This is a genomic window from Emticicia sp. TH156 (genome assembly GCF_002855535.1).
Lineage (GTDB): Bacteria > Bacteroidota > Bacteroidia > Cytophagales > Spirosomataceae > Emticicia > Emticicia fluvialis.
Window position 1 is genome coordinate 141,655 of record NZ_PKRS01000002.1, and the last position, 17,839, is coordinate 159,493.

Here is a 17,839-nt window from a genome sequence, read left to right on the forward strand (position 1 = left end):
AATTATATTAAAAAGCCCAATAATGAAAAAGGGGCGATGAAACCCGTGTTTCACCGCCCCTTAAAAATCAAAATGCTGAGCATCAGAAAAACAGGAAACTGTTTCTTACCTTAAATTCAACTGTACCCAGGTAATCATTGTCGGCGTATGCAGAAGCTTTATAAGTACCGGGTTTTAATTTTTCTTTCAAATCAAACTCAAATGTTGCATTTTGAGGACTCCGTGCCAAATCAACAGTTTGCATGGCATGAACGGCCACAGGCATCAGCTTTTCTCCTCGCATAATGCTCACTTCTTTTATTGAACCTTTTACAGGCATATTTTTTTGGTCAAGAACAGTAAGGTACACCTTCTGTTGGCCCTCTTTGCTATTCTTTAAACTCTCTGGCACTAAAAAAGAAACCCTTAACGAATGTGCTTTTTTTGCTTTGGCGGTAAGCTTGCTGTTGGTCTTTAGCACTTCAACCTTAAAGTTATCGGCCGGGGCGTCATAAATAATTTCATCTATCCTTTTATTGAGCGAGGCAATGTGTGTATTCAGTTCATCTCTTTGTGCGCGCAGTTCATCATATTTTACTTTCCATTCGGTATTTTCCGAAACCAGATTGGCATTACTTGCCTGCAAATCTGTTAAGTTTCTTTCCATCAGAGCTTTTACGTCGTTCAGTTCAATAATCTGATTATTCAGTAAAGCCAGTTGCTCATCTTTAGACTTATTCTTACCTTTTAGCACTTCAGCCTCTTTATTAAGCCTTGCCATTATTTTTTCTTTTTCTGCCAGCAAGCCATTTATGTACTCGGTTCTATTTACCAGTTCGGCGTTTTCATCACGCTCATCGTTTAAATCTTTGGTCAGACCGCTTATTTCCTCTTCCAGGTTTTGCTTCACCGTCATCAGCGAATCAGCCTGTATTGTAAATCTGTCGCGCTCGTCAGAAATGGCACTTGATCTATATGCCTGAAAAATCCCAAAAGCAGTAGCAAACGTAAGTGCCACAACCATTGCCCCGGCAAATGCTCTTCTTCTTGATTGTGTTAAATTTTCCATATTAAAGTATCGCTAAATGAATATAATTACCTTGCGGATATTTCCAATTTATACTTTAAAATTGTTGGACCATTGCCTTTTGCCTGCCGGCAAAAGGCAAAAACACAGCCAAACCGAGAAATATATTCTACAAAAAGTAACTATTAAATTAAAAATAGAACAAAGAAAGATGAATTTTTGGGTTTTTACCCCTGAATAAAGATGAGAATACCTAACTTTGACTGACGAAAGCCCCGGGTATTGCAGATACCATGCAATGCCTACATATAAAATAGCCAAAAAAACATTCACTACTCATGCGCAAACCGTTCAGATACGTAACGATTTCGTTTATCTCCTGTATTATCCTATTGATGATACTTACGGTTGTTTCTTATCTGAAAGTACATCAGACACTGGCTTATATGGAAGACATTGAGCGCAACTACCAGGTAATGATGAAAGGAGAAGAGCTGATATCTAAAATGAAAGACATGGAAACCGGGCAAAGAGGCTATTTGCTTACCCAACGAAATGTTTTTCTGAACCCTTACTACGATGCTTACCGTGTTATTGGCAAAATAATAAACGAACTGGAAGACCTGGTGGAGCATAACGAAGGGCAAACCCAACGGTTGATGCAACTGAAAAAACTCATTGCCGAAAAAATACAGATTACAGAAACCAACATTAAACTTGCACGAATAAAAACCGCTGTAAGTGCTGAGAGCCTGAAAAGCGATAAGCTGAAAATGGATGAAATCAGAAATGTAATGAATCTGTTTTTACTTACCGAAAAGCAGATTCTTAATAACAAATATGCGCTGAAAATAAGTAACGATAAACACCTGCCAGGCTACATTATTTCACTATCGGCATCGTCGGCACTGTTACTGCTGGCTTCTTTCGGGTTTCTGATTTACGAGCTTCGCAAGCGCATCAGGTTTCAGAAGGCGCTTGAAAATAATCTGGATAAATTACAGCGCACAAACTCTGAGCTGGAACAATTTGCTTACGTGGCCTCTCACGACCTGAAAGAGCCCCTGCGTAAAATTCGGGCTTTCAGCGGTATACTGCTTAAAAAACACTACTCGTCACTGAATCAGGACGGGCAGGAATCGCTCAATAAAATTGAGAAGTCTGCCGAAAGAATGCAATTACTGATTGACGATTTACTCACGTTCTCGAGAACGGTTAATCATTACGATCAGGAATTACAGACAGTAGATCTTAACCAGATGCTGGAAGAAGTTGAAACCGACTTATCACTGGCCATTGAAGAGAAAAAAGTAAGGATTATTACTGAGGAACTTCCGGTAATAAAGGCGTTCCCGTTTCAGATAAAACAGTTGTTTTATAACCTGATTAACAATTCCATTAAATTTTCTCAGAATGACATTGCACCGATTATTGAAATATCGTCGGAGGAGATGTCAGGAAAAGACATATTTTTTATTGAAGGGCTGAGAGAAGAAAGCACTTTTTACCATTTGTGTTTTCAGGATAACGGTATAGGTTTTGAACCTGGTTATGCCGAAAAAATATTTGTTATTTTTCAGAGGCTGCACGGGCGGCATGAATACGAAGGAACCGGCATAGGCTTAGCTATATGCAAAAGAGTTATGGGCAACCATAATGGTTTTATATTCGCCGAGGGGCAAGTTAATAAAGGCGCCAGGTTTCATTTGTTTTTCCCAAAAACTTTTAATCCTGCCAAAGGTAATCAATTTGAAAAACTACTTTCTGTTTAACTTGCCTTTGTATACGTAGGCGGGTAAAAATAAAAACCGCCGGTTTGGCGGTTTTTATGGGAGCCTTATGGCTCCTTCTTTGAGTTAAATGTGTTTTACTTATTCCGAACAGTGTAACACATTTTATTCCAGTATCTTTTGGGTTCCATTACAAGCCAAGTATAGTGCTAACCGAGATTGACAGACTTACATCGGCATCAGATTTCAGTGCAATACTGCTTAAATCTACATTGTTTTTGCTTTGGATATTCAGAAGGGCTTTCAGACCAAAGAAACCTCCGGTTGGCTTGCTGTAAGAAGCGCAATGTACTTCGTAATCACCCTGCTCTAAAAAGGCCGCCTTGAAATTACCGCTGCCATCAACTTTGGCGCTGGTAACCGCGTTTTTGAATTTTATCTGGCTTTCTCCCTGTCCCTGAGTTTCAGTTGATTGGTTAAACGTACCTTTTTTGTAAACGTAAACCACTACGTCGCCCATGGTGGTTGAGTTGTAATTATCTATTTTACCACTAATGTCGCTTGAAGACGGTTTATCTACGGTACGGATGGCAGCCTGAAGTTCGCCATAACTTACAAATGAATAAGTAGTTTGTGAGCCCGATGTCTCTGACTTAATGGCTTTTCTGAGGTCAAAATCCATTACCAGCTCAGTGGCTTTACCCTCCTGCACAGCAAATTGCTTGGCTGTCAGTTCTATTGCATTCTGGGTACTTCCGTTAAGTTGAAGTTTTTGTTTGGTATTATCTGCCTTCTGAATGTAGCATCCAGGCGCTGTACCAGATGCATCTTTTTCGTAATCAAGTACCAATGTTATTTTGCTGAATGTGCCAGCGTTAAAATTTCCGCTTCCCAGCTCAAGCGAATTACCGTTTTGCAATTCAAGCAGATTTACGGTTTTGGGGCCTTTAAAGCCATCAAATGTTTTTCCATCTACTTTAATTTCAGTTACTGTTACAAATGCCCCTTTAACCTCCGGTGAGTCAATGGGTGAATCAGTAATACTAACTTTCAGAGTGCCGGAGGCTGAGCCCCCGTCGGGACCCATGTCGTTTGAGGAGTCTTCGCAAGACATTTGCAGGAATCCGAGTGAGCCAATAAGCGCTGCGCCGAGAAACAATCTTGTAACTTTCATAAAAAACAGGATTTAGTTAAAAAATGATTACTAAAGTACAGATGTGCTTCATATCATTTAAGAATGGTTGTTAATTGTAAATGTTCTGTGTTGTAATTGACAACCTGACTAATCAAAACAGCGTACCATTGGTAAAATCCGGCTCCAAAAAACCTGAGATGTGGAATTTTATACCCATCATTCACAAGATTTTCTACAATTCATATCCTTCAGATTGGCAATTAACCCTTTTACAGATTTGGAATAGGTTTTTATCGTTTATATACGCTAACTATTCTTTATTAATCAATAATTATTCAGCACTATGCGTAAATTATTTTTGTTAACAGGCCTTATTATTTTTTCGATTACAGCAGCTTCTGCCCAATCTGACTACAAAACGGGGGTCGGCCTACGTTTAAATTATGGATACGGTTTGAGTATCAAACACAACATGTCTGAAAGAAAAGCCATAGAAGGTATAGTTTATACACGCTGGCGCGGCATAAACATTACGGGTTTGTATGAAATTCATGCTCCTGCTTTTCAGACTGCCGGTTGGAGATGGTACTACGGTGTTGGTGGACACGTAGGTGTTTGGGGTAACGGTGGCCAATATGGTAATCCCTGGTTTGATAACAACGATTCGCACGCTATTGTAGGGGCAGATGGTATACTCGGGCTGGAGTACACTTTCAGAGAGATTCCGCTTAATTTAAGCGTTGACTGGAAACCGGCAATAAACGTGATTGGTTATCAGGGATTATGGCTTGACGACATAGCGCTTACGGCCAGATTTGCCATTAAATAGTACTTTCACAACCACATCAGGCACTTGCCCAACCCATAAGCAGGCCGCCTGTTATAATCAGATACACTGGCACGTATCGGGTCAGTAAAAGAATAAAAGTAAGTATCATTGTCATTACCGATACTAAATCCACATACATTGGTTGAGACAGAGAAAATGCCGCCGCTGCCGTTAAACCGGTGCTGGCGGCATTAATGCCTTCCAGTGAGGCCCTGATACCCCTGTATTTTTTTAGCTGGTCCCAGAAACGGATTACAAAGAATATCAGAAATGTACCCGGCAAAAAAATACCTGCTGTGGAGACAAAACTTCCAAGCAACTCGCCGTATATCCCCCATTCTCGCATAGATAAAGTACCTACAAACGAAGAAATTGAGAAAACTGGCCCCGGAGCTACTTCAACTATTGCCAGCCCCGACAAAAACTCGTCGGCGGTAAGGTAGTGCTTAAACTTCACAAACTCATTATACAAAAGCGGCTTCAGGATATGCCCCCCGCCAAAAGTAAGACTGCCGTTACGATAAAAATTTTCAAATAAACGTATCGGTAAAGAGTGTGTAACAGCCCCCAGAATAGCTGAAGACAGCAATACGCCTATCCATAAAAAGAAATTACCCCACTCAATTCTGATAGGCTCTTTCTGCATTTTCTCCTGCTCGTTAAATTTAAGTGCGGTGGCCAGGCCACCGAGTAATATCCAGATTGGCGTAATATAAGGCGAAGGGAAAAAATAGCCTGCTATAGCTGCCAGCACCATTAATACAACGCTGACTTGTGTTTTTATTACTTTTATACCAATAGAATAGGCGGCAAAAATGATAAAAGCCACCCCCATAGGTTTAATAAAACGGGTGAGGCTGGCCAGTTGCTCTTTTTCTATATAAGTAATACCCAAGGCTGCGAGCGTCATTAAGATAGCGCCCGGAAGCACCCAGATAAACAGCGTGATGTAGGCAAGGTTGGCTCCGCCGAGCCGAAATCCGAGGGCTGTAATGGTTTGTGTTGAGGTTGGCCCGGGGAGTATCTGACACAACGATTGCAGCTCCAGCAATTCTGCTTCGGTCAGGTAGTTTCTTTTTTTTACGAATCTGTCCAGAAACATGGTTAAATGCACCTGAGGCCCGCCAAAACAGGTGAGCGCAAGAATCATAACATCTTTTAAAAAAATGAAGTATCGAATCTGGCGGGTTTTACTCATTTAAGGTTTTCCTGGATATATGTCGATAAATTAAATAAATATAGCACAGAAAATTTGATTTTTCTGTGCTATGCGGAAATAACAGTACATGAAGCCTATTTTTTAAGCCCCAGTTCTCTTAGTCTTTCGTCCAGAAATTCGCCGGCTGTCATGTTTTCATATCTGCGCGGATTGGCCTCATCAATGCAACTTTCAAGGCAGGTAAGGTCTGTTTCTGCTCTGGCATGCATGAAAAAAGGAATAGAGAATCTTGACGTTTTCATTTTTCCACGAGGCGGATTTACTACCCGGTGAATTGTCGATTTCAGTTTATGATTCGTCAGGCGGTCAAGCATATCACCTACGTTGATAATTATCTGGTCTGGCAATGCCGTAACCGGAATCCATTTCCCATCCAGGCGTAAAACTTCCAACCCTTCGGCAGAAGCGCCCATCAGCAAGGTAATCAGATTTATATCTCCATGTGCAGCAGCTCTTACGGCCCCCTCTGGCAATGCATCGGGGTTTTCAATCGGAAAATAGTGCAAGGCACGCAAAATGCTATCGCCATTTCTTACTTTTTCTTCAAAGTAATCTTCGGGCAAGCCCAGATAAAGGGCAATGGCGCTTAAAAGGGTTTTGCCGGTATTTTCAAAAGTTTTATAAACGGCCAGCGTGTACGTTTCAAACTCCGGAACCTCCGTCGGGAAAACATTGCTGGGCATTTCGCCTTCCGCAATCGGCTGACCCACATGATAAAACTCTTTCAGATCCGGGCGATTGTGCCCTTTGGCGGTTTCTTTTCCTTTGCCCACATAACCTCTCTGCCCTGCCAGCTCCGGAAACTCATATTTTGTTTTCAATTCGTCTGCCTGATAAAAAAACTTCTGAACGGCATCATAAAGTTTTACCCGCAGGTTTTCTGTCAAACCATGATTTTTTATTGCTACAAAGCCTATGGTGTTAAAGGCATTTCCGATATCCTGCACAAATCTGGCTTTACGCTCAGGGTCGCCGGAGGTAAAGTCTGCAAGGTCTAATGACGGTATTTCGTCAAGCAGTGCTTGTTCCATGAAATGATTTATTTTTTCTGCAAAACTAATCTTTTTTTAGTTTTTTTTGATAAAACCGTCGTATGTTTCTGTTTTAGAAGCAATACTAAGCGGGTATCTGGCTGAATTGTCTTTCTGGTTTCACACATTTTTTTAAGGAAAATAGCATACCTTTGTAGTATGAAAAATACGATTATTGCCCCCTCTGTACTGGCGGCCGACTTCGCCAATTTGCAAAGAGATGCCGAAATGTTGAATAACTCTGTTGCAGACTGGTTTCATATTGATATTATGGATGGTGTTTTTGTGCCTAATATTTCATTCGGAATGCCCGTGCTTGAAGCCATTCAACGCCATGCAACGAAACCGCTGGATGTACACCTGATGATTGTTCAGCCTGAGCGTTATATTGAAACATTTAAAAAACTGGGCGCTGAAATTATTACTGTACACTACGAGGCCTGCCCGCATTTGCATCGTACTTTACAACAAATAAAAGATACCGGCTGCAAGGCCGGTGTGGCGCTTAACCCGCATACGCCGGTAAACGTACTTGAAGACATTCTTCATGATATTGACATGGTTCTGATTATGTCTGTTAACCCTGGTTTTGGCGGACAAAAATTTATTGAACATACCTACGAAAAAGTAAGGAAAGTGCGCCGGATGGCAGATGAACGCGGACTTGGCACAATGATAGAAATTGACGGTGGTGTAACCACTGCCAATGCGGGCCTTTTAGTAGATGCAGGAGCTAATGCTTTGGTAGCCGGTAGTTTTGTTTTTAACTCGACCGACCCAGCTCAAACCATCAGAGACCTGAAAAATATATGTGATACTCATCATTAAATACAACTGAAGCTGTATGTTCTCTCTGAGCCGAAAAACAACTTATATTATATTAGCAGGCATTATGGTGCTTGCTTTTTTATTGCGTTTTCATAACATAGGCAAACATGGCCTGGCAGGCGACGAGAAATACTCGCTTTTTGTGAGCCAGTTTGTGAGCTACGAAGGCAATAACCAGCGGAACTCAGTAAGAAAGCCCGACAGCCCCTATTTCACCCCAAGGGAGTTCTGGTCAGAAAAAAGTATTCATGATTTTTTTGATTCAATAGCGCGGATTGACACCGGCAATGGGGCTTTATATACGTATTCTTTACACTACTGGACACAGCTGGTTGGCCTTCAGGATGCTGACCTGCGGTTTTTGTCTTTAATATTTAACCTGTTGACGGTGCTTTTGACATACGTATTTGTTAACAGACATTTTAAATCATCTAATCTGGCTTTGCTGGCATCATTTTTAGCCGCCGTTTCTCCTTTTAATATTACCTATTCGCAAGTTGCCCGCAATTATGCATTGCTCTTCTTTTTTTCATTGCTGGCCACCCACTTGTTTCTGATTATTTTAGAAAAAGAAAAAAACAATAAAAGCAGCCTTGCCTTTTATTTGTATTATGGCCTGAGCGCACTTGCCTGCGAGCTATGCCACATCTCGGCATTTCCGCTTTTTTTAATTCACGGACTTTATGTGATTATTTATGTGAGGAAACTCAGGGTATGGGTAGGGCTTGCGCTTGCCATGCTGATTCCGGCTATGGGTGTGATTGCCTGGCTTAAGTCAGACGGTGGCCGCTGGTTAATTGAGTACGTTGAAAACAGCGTAAAATCATACAATATAATGGCCAGAACAGCCCCTGACGACTACCTGTCGGTGGCTACCCTGCCCAACATTTTTAAACAGTTGCGCTTTGTAGTTTCATCGGCATTTATAACCAGCGAAGGGCTATATATTCATTTATCAGGTCTTAAAAATACAATCATTGCACTGGTAAGTGTTTTGGCTGGTCTGTCTTGTTTCAGATGGCTACCGTCTGACAAACTGAAAGTTGCCGGTATCTGCGGGCTGCTGACACTCGATTTCTTTCTTTACAGCACCGCCAGGCTTCATTTTATGGTGTTAACCCTTAATATAGTACTGCTGTTTATTTTGCTAGGTACTTTATTACAGAAAAGTAAAGCAGCCAATCACTCATTACTGGTATTTTTATCAATGCTCACTTTATTGCCTTTTGTGTTTCTGATATTATTTTCAATTCAGGATGGCAACACGTTCAGAATTATGCCCCGATACATAGGCTATATGTATGCCTTTGGTATTGTACTGACAGCCTTGCTTATCAGGCAGATTTTATTGCTGGAATCGAGCGTTAAGTATGCTTTAGCGTTGCTTCTGGGCGTGCAACTGGTCTTGGTATGTGGAATAGTGGTAAACATCTGGGAAGACAAAGCACCCAGGTATTTTATGCATTTTGCTGAACCAAGAAAAGAAAACCCATATAAACTGGCTGCTGACAAAATAGTGAACCTTTATGCCAAAGGCGATACGGTAGTTTATTGTTCTTTTCTGGACAACAGCACACCAGGCGGCAAAGACTTACCACCGTTTTCGGTGGTTGATGCGCAGCTTACCAATTTTTATCTACCCAAAAACTCAGAAATAATTCAGAGAGTTAATCCTAAAGAGCAAAACAGAATTTTCATTAAAAAACCTGATGGCCGCCAGATACTGATAACTGATTTGGAAAAAAGCAGGTACTAAAAAAAATCCTCCGGCAAGCCAGAGGATTTTTCGTGTTTTATCATTTCCCTCCAGGAGGGCAATATTGTTTCAGGTAATTAGTAAACAGGGTATTCAGATGCATTCTTGTACCTTCTCCTTCATATATGCCGTGCGAGCGGTTTGGATAGGCCATAAACTGAAACTGTCTGTTGTGCCTGATTAATTCGTTAACAATCAGCTCGGCATTCTGGTAATGAACGTTGTCATCGCCGGTGCCATGAATATACAACAGGTTTCCTTTCAGATTTTTGGCATAAGTAATGGGCGAACCTTTAATAAAATCTTCCCGGTTCTCCTGAGGTAAGCCCATGTAGCGTTCCTGATAAATGTTGTCGTAAGTAAGCTGGTTTCCCACTGCCGCTACCGAAATTCCGGTTTTATAGATTTCAGGATACTGAAACATCAGGTTAAGAGTGCATGACCCACCACCACTCCAACCGTGCACAGCCACACGATCTTTGTCTACATAGGGCCATTCCAATATCTTTTTGGCAGCCATGGCCTGATCCCGTGTATTTAAAAGGCCAATTTTTCTGTAAATTGATTTCCTCCACATTCTGCCCTTCGGCGCTGGAGTACCCCGGTTATCAAGCGAAACATAAATGTATCCATCTGCCGCCATATCGCCGTTATAAAGCCCATTGCGGCCTACACCAAAGCGGTCTGTAACGGTTTGAGATGCCGGCTCACTATATACCATAAATACAATCGGGTATTTTTTTGAGGCATCAAAATTTTTCGGTTTGGCTATCCAACCGTCCATTTCAATTCCCTCTTCGGTGGTTATTCTGAAAAACTCAACATTTGATTTTTTCTTTCTTTCAACATCAATCTTTTTGCTGATGTCTTTTTGAGGGTCTAGGGGTTGGTGTTCGGGCAAAGCAACCCATTCTATGGCCGTAGGTGTATAGTAGTTAGTAAAACTATGGTAGGCAAACTTTCCGTTTGGCGAAATCTGATACCCGTGTGTACCTTCTTCAATAGCAGGCGAAATCCTTACGGCCTCACCGGCACCATCAAGCCCGGCACGATACAGGTATTTCTGGGTAGCATTGGCAGGAGAAGCCATAAAATAGACATAACCATTTGCTTCATCTATTGCTTCGGGCGATATCACATCAAAATTTCCTTTGGTGATTAAGGTTTCTTTCTTGCCATCTGCCGACACCCTGAACAGGTGTCTCCAGCCATCTTTTTCGCTTATCCAAATAAATTCCTTACCTCCTTTTAACCATCTCCATCCGGCAGGATTCTCATCAGCCCAATGGGTACTTATATCTACCCAGGCTTCGTCTGCTTCCTGATAAAAAGTACTCACTGCACCTGTCAGGGCATTGGCATACATCAGCTTACTTTGGTTCTGCTTGCGGTTCAGTTGTTGCAAAATCAGCTGGTTAGAGCTACCCGCCCAGTCCATACGAGGAATATAATGCTGGCGGCTGTCGCCCGGCACTTTCATCCAGGTAGTTTTTGCTGTTGTAACATTTACCACCCCTACTCTGCAGGCAGATGGGGCTTCACCAACTTTGGGGTACTCTACCGGCACTATAAATGAATAGATAGAGTCTGTATTGTTAATCATGTAAAAATCACGGATGGTGTTGGCATCTATCTGCCAGTAGGCGATAGACTTACTGTCTGGGCTCCAACGAAAACCATCCCGGCAGTCAAATTCCTCTTCATAAACCCAGTCGAAGGTACCGTTTATCAATTTCTTGGTGCCATTGGTTGTAGTAAGCACTTTGGGTTTGCCGCCAGCCAGTTCTTCTACATAAATATTGTTTTTGCTAACATAGGCGGCCTTTTTACCATCGGGCGAAATCTTTGCAAACATCAGAGAGGCCTCAGGCAAAGAAGCCCCCAGTTTTTTAAGTTCTTTGGTAGTTAAATCCAGCACCCAGTAGTCGCCTTTGGTTTCGTAACGCCATACGCGTTTGGTGTTGGTAAAAATCAATAATTTTTTCTGGTCGTCTGAGAAACTGAAATCACGAACAGCCAGCGGAGCATTACTGCCCTTGGGTGTCAGTAAATCTTTGCTCACAATTACACGTGCCTGCTGTGTAAGCAAGTCAAATTTTACAATTTCCTGTTTTTCAACAGAATAATATCCATTGCCATCGGGTGTCCATTTGGAAGACTGTCCCGGTTGTGCGGTAGCATTAAATGCCCAAATAAAGAAACAAAAGCCTAATAATTTTCTTAGCATAGTCTGGTAAATGAAGGATGATTTTGGGTTGCTAAATTAAGCAAAAAAGGTTGTTGTCTATACAAATAAATTAGTATGGGACTAAGATTTCAGCATTTGAACTTTAATATTACCTGCGCGCTCTTACTTAAGCAACCAAAGAACGAAATTATTGATTAAAAATATAGTTCAGCCTCACCCATACAGGGTGAAATAAATACCAATTGAAATTTTAACCACGGAGAGTCACAAAGTTTAGCACAGGGGGTAAAAATCGACCTATCAAACAAAAACAAAACAATAACAACTAAAATCACAACCTTAAAACATCATTTCCTGTTTGAGTACGATTAAAAATCAAGGAATAGCTGTTGCAAAGTGAAAATGATTGTCGGATATTTAATTGTACGAGTTTAAATGATGCAGGTTTTTGGTTACTTTTTGCGTAAAAAGTAACAACAGGGGAATGTAAAAACAGTTGATTTATGGCACCAAGTAGGTTTACAAAACCATATTTCCGCGTTTTAAAGTAACAGAACGGTAGCTCTTAACCAACTCAACATTAAAAACAACAAAGCACAAGAAAACCTTATTTCCTACTAGTAAGCAAAATCCCCAAAAGAACTAATGCTCCACCCAAAAGCGTTGGGATTGTCAGCTTTTCACCTAAAAAAGAAACGGCAATCAGCACTGCAAATACTGGTGTAAGATTACCAATAATGGCCGATTTGGTAACACCAATTAACCGAACGGCCTCATAATACCAGATAAAACCCAGAGCAGTAGCAGCTGCGCCCATATATACAACCGACGCATAAGCCTGCCAGCTGGCAGTAGCCATGCGCTCAAACAATTGATGCTGCATGGCGGGTATAAATAAAAGAATACAGCCTATGAACGCCGAAAAAGCGCTGAGTGTTAGCGCAGGCATGGTTCTTAAAGCCAGTTTTCCGGTTAGGGTATAGGCCGTCCACGACAACACAGCGCCCATAATAAACCACTCGCCAATGCCCCAGGTACCTTGTTCTAACAGATTACCGAAATCGCCCCTCACAATTACTACCATAGCACCGGCTATGGATATCAGAATGCCCGTCCATTTCAGAAACGTAACCTTCTCGCCAAAGAAAATGGCGCTGCCTAATGTAATCGTAATGGGTGCAAACGCAATAATGAGCGATGCCCGCACCGTAGGCATATACTGAATACCCATAAAAAAGCTCAGGTTGTAAAGTACCACCCCCAATATGCCGGCTACTGCTGCCCATTTCCATTGGGTTGGGCTCAGCTTAGGAATTTTACCCTCTTGCTTATAAAGCATCAACATTAATAGAGTTGCCCCTACTGTAAAACGTAAAAAGGCTGTTGAATATGGCCCGAACGACTGTATGGCTATTTTTCCGGCTGCAAAGTTTGAACCCCAGAAAAAAACAGTTGCAATCAGTTTAAGATAGGTAAGACGCATGAAAATCTGTTAATAAAGAGAAATAAGACCGCAGGCACTATACTATAAAATACACTTTCAGCATTTAATTGGTTCGGTTTGGCAAAATTTTCTACACTCAACTGTGCGATGAGTATTTTGTATCACAATTACATGGCCAGATGGCGGTTATCTGGCCAAGGCACAACAATTGTAAGATGATAAGTATTAAACCTTACGACTATGGATACTACGAATAACGAGGCAATGGCAACTACAATGGAGCCGCTAAAGGAATATTCAGACAAAAGCACAGACATGACCACCATGGTTACTATTCTGGATAAACTAGCCAAAAAGGGCTACGACAAAGAGTTCAGATGGGCAGCCCAAGGTTTTCATATTTCAGACTCTGACAAATATTATCAGCCTGAAGAACTGGAAATCATTAAGACGTATCGTTTTGAGGGAGAATCGAGCCCTTCGGAATCATCGATTATTTACATCATTGAGTCGAAAGACGGAACAATCGGATATACTATTGATGCCTACGGCGCTTACAGCAACCATGAAGATGAAGCAGGGTATGATGAATTTGTGAAGAATATTCCGGTAATTGAAAAGGACGAACGCCTCATTTTTGAGCCTTAATTAGTCTTCTATTTATATTTCAATATATCTCCAAGCAGGAGTAAGTCTTAGGGCTTACTCCTATCTTTGTTTTGTGGGGGATAATAAAATAAATCCCCCTTTGCGATTTAAATTCTTCAATTTGCTAATTTTTTGATAGTATCGTATATACAAGTCTCATGTATGACCCTAATACTAGCACCAGACTTATTCAAATTCATAGCTTTTTCTACTTTTCTACCATATCCAACAAATGCCCAACAGCTACTTTATTTTAAATCTAACTATTTTTGCTAACCGATTAATATATTTGACAACTTTTACTCATTCGTAAAGGCACAAAAAAACAAAATACAGATATTCTGAAATTCGTATTTCCAAATATATTTCAATATTGAACGGTTATTCAAGCTAAAGCCAATTAACTCAATTGTGTAATGCAGGTTATTATTAGAGAAACGGAATATAAGACGGGTTTTCTAAAAGTAAGCCAATACATGTTATGCTCTCTCTTTTTCATCAAAAGTATATATTGCGTTTATTGATTAAAAGGACAATAGATAGTTGCAAAACTTCGAATGTTTTTTATTTTTGTGGAACTCTATTTTTAATTAAACATGCCAGAAAAATATCATATTACTTATTTAATGGGCGCCGGTGCAAGTGCCAAAGGTATCCCGATAGTATCTGAATTTAATTCAATTCCAAAACTTGCGATGGAATACATTGATACGCTATCTATAAATATCTCAATCAAGACAAAAATTAAGATTGTATTAGAAAAGTATCAAACTGAATTCGAAAGTGCTTCCAGTATGGATACTTTAGCAAAAAGATATTACCAGACAGATGAATCGCGTTTGGTGTATTTTGAATATAAATTATTCCTTGAATTAATATTTTGCTTCTGTCATTTTAAGAAAAAAAAGAAACAGTATTTTGAAAATACACTAATGGAGACCGCAAGTTACGGTTTTGAGCATAGTAATATTGATTCAAGATATGAAAATTTGATTAGAACAATTGGAGAAAAAACGGATAATCCAAGTAAATTATTAAAAGTTGAGATTCCCAATAATTTTGATTTTATATCCTGGAATTATGACATACATTTTGAATCAGCTATAATAAACAATCTTTATGACAAAAATAATGAATTCAAGGCTTACGAGGAATTCTTAGGGATTACAAATGAAAATTCTTTATACACAGGCGCAAAGCTGTTAAAATTGAACGGTTCTTCAATTAATGACAACATAGTAAAAAATGTTTTCAACAGAAAGGAACCTGCGACTCATTCCCAAGTTGAATACCCAGATATTCACTTAATAGATGCTTTAGAAAAAATAATTGAAAATTATGAAAATTCCTTGAATCAAGACAAAGGACCGGAATCATCTTCAATTAAGTTCGGTTGGGAAAATCAGAACGACGATGATTTAAAAGAGAAGTTAAAAAAAATTGCTGAAAAGACTGATATTTTAGTACTAATTGGTTATTCATTTCCCACAGTTAATCGATTAGTTGATCAGGCTTTTTTTAAATCACTTGAAGAAAAAGATAGTAAAGTACAAATCTATACTCAAGGAAAGGATTTTAGTGATTCAGTTAAAATTGAGAAACTTCTGAATCAATGTTACTCAAACAATAAAGCACCCTTTGATATTTTTCCGGTAGAAGGTGGAGATTTCTTTTATGTCCCAGCTCAATATTTTGAAACAAAAGATGAAACCGTTCAAGTCTGGTAAGTTTTAACAATCAATTTTTAAACGATTACAGTAATATTCCAAAATATTTCCTTTATGCCTGCTCAAACATAGACTGCTTGATAAGTCGCATCAATGTAAAAATATCTCTGTCCGGACGTAGCCTTATAATACTCATGAGTAGCAATTAAATGATACAATTTTTTTTTAAGCTTGTGATTGGTTGGAAGCAAAAGAAAACTTGCGCATCAAATTAAAAAATTTAAGATAATTTTTTATCTTTTACGAAAAAGTCGAAAAGTAGTGCCACCGCGAGAAAAAAATGCCACCGAATTTACCTTGAGAAAATACTAGGAAATTACAAAAAAAGGAGAGAAAATAACAAAAAAAGCCCTGTTTTAGCAGGGCTTTTTAACTTTCGTGACCGCGAAGGGATTCAAACCCCTAACCTTCTCATCCGTAGTGAGACGCTCTATTCAGTTGAGCTACGCAGCCTTGTTCCCGATTTGGGATTGCAAAGGTAGCAAGCGTAAATGTATTTGTCAAATACTTTTTTCACTTTTTTAATTCACTTACGCCATCTATATCAATATTCTTGAAATAATCATATATTTTCAAAATAATCGCCAATGCAACCGTAATTTCCGCCGCTGCCACCACCATCACAAAGAGTGCAAACATTTGTCCCTGTAGCCGGTTAGGGTCATACTGGCTAAAGGCAATCAGATTCAGATTAACCGCATTGAGCATCAATTCAACCCCCATCAGCACCAGAATAGCATTGCGCTTGGTTACTGCTACTGCCAACCCTATAGAAAACAGAATGGCCCCAATTATGAGGTAATTTTGTATGTATATCATCTGTTTATTGTAAGTAATCGTGAATGGTGAATTGCGGATTAGTGAATAATTTTTCTCTACACTTTATCCTTTTTTGCCACGTAAGCTGCACCAACCAGTGTTGCCAGCAAAAGCAAGCCAATGAGTTCAAAAGCCAATACATAGTTAGTCATCAGCTCTACGCCTATTTTATTAACGGTGGTTCCCTGAATGGTCTGGCGGGTAATCAGATGAAAATTGGCGGTAAAAATTACTTTCAGAAAACCTAAAAACAATAAACCTGCTACCAACACCCCCCAGAACCGGTTATGGTGGCTTACCAGTATTGTATTCACTTTATCTGCCGCCTGTTTGTCTTTGGTTTTATTGGTAAGCATGATACCGAAAATCATCAGAATAAGAATACCGCCAACATAAATCATAATCTGGCTCACTGCCAGAAAGTCAGCCCCGGCAAAGACATATAGCCCTGCCATGCCCAATAAAGTAACCAAAAGGCTGAATGCCGCATAGAGTACGTTTCTGGTAAAAAGCAGATAAACTGCCCCGCCAATGGTAATGCTTGCAATAAAAAAGAAGGCAATTTGCTTTACCAGCTCTTCGTCAATATGTTTAAGTAAATCTTCCAAACCTGGTTATATGTTATTCTTGACCGCGTTTCAGGGGATAGCCTGAAATCCTTTTAAAATTATTATGCTGAAATTATTTATTCTTCCTGACTACCAAAGTCAAACAATGACTGCTGCTTGGGCGGTTTAGGAGCCGACCTGGCTTTAGGTTTCGGTGTTTCTTTCGGCACCTTCTCTCCTGCCTGGCCATCTAAATCAAATAAAGACTGGCTAGCGGCCGGTTTAGGTACAGCCTTAGCTTTAGGCTTTGGCGTATCTTTAGGGGCAAAGTCACCAAACAATGAAATGGTGGGTTCTGCCTCTTTGTTTGCATTTTTAACAGGCTCTGGTAATGGTGCCGGCTCAGTTACTTGTTCTTTTGCCAGAGGGGATTCTTTTTCATCTGTTTTTGTTGCAAATTCAGTAACAGAAACGGTACCAACAGGCAACAATGCTGCTTCGGGTGTTTCCTCTGCTACAGGTATTTCAATTGTTTCCCGTTCTTCAGCCTCCTCAACAGGCCCTGTACTAATTGCTTCGGCCGTTTTTTCTGTATCAACCATTTCTGATTGTACTTCTACTTCAACAGATGGCATGAATACGGCACCGGGTGATTCTATTTCTTTCGTTTCTTCAACATCTTTTAGATGCCCCTCAACCATGTCTGGTTCTGCTGACTTATTCAAAACCGATGTATTTTCAGGAAGGTTTTCATTAATAACGTCCGGAGTTAATCCTAACTCAATATCTTCTGCTTTAGCCTCAACAGATGGTACTATATCAGCCGCTGGCAATGCTGTTTCTGTTTTATCTTCTGCTGATGTTTCTGCTGGTTTTACTACTGCCCTAAACTTAGGCACAAAGGCAGGTTTGGGCTTGGGTGCGGTTTCCG

At 40.2% G+C, this 17,839-nt stretch carries 16 protein-coding genes and 1 tRNA gene (1 of these 17 cut by a window edge); 6 read left to right on the forward strand and 11 right to left on the reverse strand.

The genetic code is table 11. The features are described 5' to 3' along the window. Positions 1-82: 82 nt before the first annotated feature. On the reverse strand, positions 83-1,048 hold the full coding sequence (locus tag C0V77_RS04560) for a hypothetical protein (protein ID WP_101725158.1): 966 nt from the start codon (positions 1,046-1,048) through the stop codon (positions 83-85). 296 nt (positions 1,049-1,344) lie between these two features. Between C0V77_RS04560 and C0V77_RS04570 the strand changes: the two genes are divergently transcribed. Further along, positions 1,345-2,778: a sensor histidine kinase gene (locus C0V77_RS04570; RefSeq protein ID WP_101725160.1), complete on the forward strand. Its 1,434-nt coding sequence runs from the start codon at positions 1,345-1,347 to the stop codon at positions 2,776-2,778. A gap of 148 nt (positions 2,779-2,926) precedes the next feature. Here C0V77_RS04570 and C0V77_RS04575 read toward each other — a convergent pair whose 3' ends face one another. Then, complete coding sequence (locus C0V77_RS04575; RefSeq protein ID WP_101725161.1) at positions 2,927-3,910, reverse strand: DUF4382 domain-containing protein; 984 nt, start codon at positions 3,908-3,910, stop codon at positions 2,927-2,929. A 433-nt stretch (positions 3,911-4,343) separates the two neighbouring features. On the opposite strand from C0V77_RS04575, the gene C0V77_RS04580 reads away from it, so the two are divergent. Beyond that, entirely contained in the window at positions 4,344-4,700 is a 357-nt protein-coding gene (locus C0V77_RS04580; RefSeq protein ID WP_229236196.1) for a hypothetical protein, read from the forward strand. Between the two features lie 16 nt (positions 4,701-4,716). On the opposite strand, the gene chrA is transcribed toward C0V77_RS04580, so the two are convergent. Next, the gene (gene chrA / locus C0V77_RS04585; protein WP_101725163.1) at positions 4,717-5,898 is read right to left on the reverse strand and encodes a chromate efflux transporter; all 1,182 of its coding nucleotides are present in this window, start codon (positions 5,896-5,898) and stop codon (positions 4,717-4,719) included. Between the two features lie 95 nt (positions 5,899-5,993). Continuing rightward, positions 5,994-6,950, reverse strand: a complete 957-nt coding sequence (locus C0V77_RS04590) for an isopenicillin N synthase family oxygenase (protein WP_101725164.1) — start codon at positions 6,948-6,950, stop codon at positions 5,994-5,996. Between the two features lie 159 nt (positions 6,951-7,109). Between C0V77_RS04590 and rpe the strand changes: the two genes are divergently transcribed. Further along, positions 7,110-7,778 carry a ribulose-phosphate 3-epimerase gene (rpe, locus tag C0V77_RS04595; RefSeq protein WP_101725165.1) on the forward strand — a complete coding sequence of 223 codons (669 nt, stop codon included), beginning with the start codon at positions 7,110-7,112 and terminating at the stop codon, positions 7,776-7,778. A gap of 16 nt (positions 7,779-7,794) precedes the next feature. Further along, positions 7,795-9,534 carry a glycosyltransferase family 39 protein gene (locus C0V77_RS04600; protein ID WP_101725166.1) on the forward strand — a complete coding sequence of 580 codons (1,740 nt, stop codon included), beginning with the start codon at positions 7,795-7,797 and terminating at the stop codon, positions 9,532-9,534. A gap of 40 nt (positions 9,535-9,574) precedes the next feature. Here the strand turns inward: C0V77_RS04600 and C0V77_RS04605 are convergent, their stop codons facing one another. Both C0V77_RS04605 and C0V77_RS04610 read right to left on the reverse strand, forming a co-directional pair. Next, positions 9,575-11,761 (reverse strand): DPP IV N-terminal domain-containing protein, encoded by a 2,187-nt coding sequence (locus tag C0V77_RS04605; protein WP_101725167.1) that lies wholly within the window; start codon positions 11,759-11,761, stop codon positions 9,575-9,577. Between the two features lie 568 nt (positions 11,762-12,329). Then, on the reverse strand, positions 12,330-13,205 hold the full coding sequence (locus C0V77_RS04610; protein WP_101725168.1) for a DMT family transporter: 876 nt from the start codon (positions 13,203-13,205) through the stop codon (positions 12,330-12,332). 201 nt (positions 13,206-13,406) lie between these two features. Between C0V77_RS04610 and C0V77_RS04615 the strand changes: the two genes are divergently transcribed. Both C0V77_RS04615 and C0V77_RS04620 read left to right on the forward strand, forming a co-directional pair. Beyond that, complete coding sequence (locus tag C0V77_RS04615) at positions 13,407-13,814, forward strand: hypothetical protein (RefSeq protein ID WP_216824395.1); 408 nt, start codon at positions 13,407-13,409, stop codon at positions 13,812-13,814. A 596-nt stretch (positions 13,815-14,410) separates the two neighbouring features. After that, positions 14,411-15,541, forward strand: coding sequence for a hypothetical protein (locus C0V77_RS04620; protein WP_101725169.1), 1,131 nt, complete (start codon positions 14,411-14,413; stop codon positions 15,539-15,541). Between the two features lie 379 nt (positions 15,542-15,920). Here the strand turns inward: C0V77_RS04620 and C0V77_RS04625 are convergent. The 5 genes from C0V77_RS04625 to C0V77_RS04645 all read right to left on the reverse strand — a co-directional run. Further along, a tRNA-Arg gene (locus tag C0V77_RS04625) sits at positions 15,921-15,994 on the reverse strand. Positions 15,995-16,054: 60 nt separating this feature from the next. After that, on the reverse strand, positions 16,055-16,360 hold the full coding sequence (gene nuoK / locus C0V77_RS04630; protein ID WP_101725170.1) for an NADH-quinone oxidoreductase subunit NuoK: 306 nt from the start codon (positions 16,358-16,360) through the stop codon (positions 16,055-16,057). Positions 16,361-16,416: 56 nt separating this feature from the next. After that, positions 16,417-16,968, reverse strand: a complete 552-nt coding sequence (locus C0V77_RS04635; RefSeq protein ID WP_229236197.1) for an NADH-quinone oxidoreductase subunit J — start codon at positions 16,966-16,968, stop codon at positions 16,417-16,419. Between the two features lie 77 nt (positions 16,969-17,045). Continuing rightward, positions 17,046-17,807 (reverse strand): hypothetical protein, encoded by a 762-nt coding sequence (locus tag C0V77_RS04640; RefSeq protein ID WP_101725171.1) that lies wholly within the window; start codon positions 17,805-17,807, stop codon positions 17,046-17,048. Continuing rightward, a protein-coding gene (locus tag C0V77_RS04645; protein WP_229236198.1) for a 4Fe-4S dicluster domain-containing protein crosses the window boundary here: on the reverse strand, positions 17,786-17,839 show its 3' end. It continues 1,848 nt past the right edge of the window; 54 of the gene's 1,902 nt are visible here — the last part of the coding sequence; its start codon lies off the right edge, out of view; the stop codon is at positions 17,786-17,788. The genes C0V77_RS04640 and C0V77_RS04645 overlap by 22 nt, the downstream gene beginning before the upstream one ends.

Bases quoted from the DNA above. Each gene is read 5' to 3' on its own strand.
- C0V77_RS04560 (WP_101725158.1), bottom strand. From the start codon at position 1,048: ATGGAAAATTTAACACAATCAAGAAGAAGAGCATTTGCCGGGGCAATG.
- C0V77_RS04570 (WP_101725160.1), top strand. From the start codon at position 1,345: ATGCGCAAACCGTTCAGATACGTAACGATTTCGTTTATCTCCTGTATT.
- C0V77_RS04575 (WP_101725161.1), bottom strand. From the start codon at position 3,910: ATGAAAGTTACAAGATTGTTTCTCGGCGCAGCGCTTATTGGCTCACTC.
- C0V77_RS04580 (WP_229236196.1), top strand. From the start codon at position 4,344: ATGTCTGAAAGAAAAGCCATAGAAGGTATAGTTTATACACGCTGGCGC.
- chrA (WP_101725163.1), bottom strand. From the start codon at position 5,898: ATGAGTAAAACCCGCCAGATTCGATACTTCATTTTTTTAAAAGATGTT.
- C0V77_RS04590 (WP_101725164.1), bottom strand. From the start codon at position 6,950: ATGGAACAAGCACTGCTTGACGAAATACCGTCATTAGACCTTGCAGAC.
- rpe (WP_101725165.1), top strand. From the start codon at position 7,110: ATGAAAAATACGATTATTGCCCCCTCTGTACTGGCGGCCGACTTCGCC.
- C0V77_RS04600 (WP_101725166.1), top strand. From the start codon at position 7,795: ATGTTCTCTCTGAGCCGAAAAACAACTTATATTATATTAGCAGGCATT.
- C0V77_RS04605 (WP_101725167.1), bottom strand. From the start codon at position 11,761: ATGCTAAGAAAATTATTAGGCTTTTGTTTCTTTATTTGGGCATTTAAT.
- C0V77_RS04610 (WP_101725168.1), bottom strand. From the start codon at position 13,205: ATGCGTCTTACCTATCTTAAACTGATTGCAACTGTTTTTTTCTGGGGT.
- C0V77_RS04615 (WP_216824395.1), top strand. From the start codon at position 13,407: ATGGATACTACGAATAACGAGGCAATGGCAACTACAATGGAGCCGCTA.
- C0V77_RS04620 (WP_101725169.1), top strand. From the start codon at position 14,411: ATGCCAGAAAAATATCATATTACTTATTTAATGGGCGCCGGTGCAAGT.
- nuoK (WP_101725170.1), bottom strand. From the start codon at position 16,360: ATGATATACATACAAAATTACCTCATAATTGGGGCCATTCTGTTTTCT.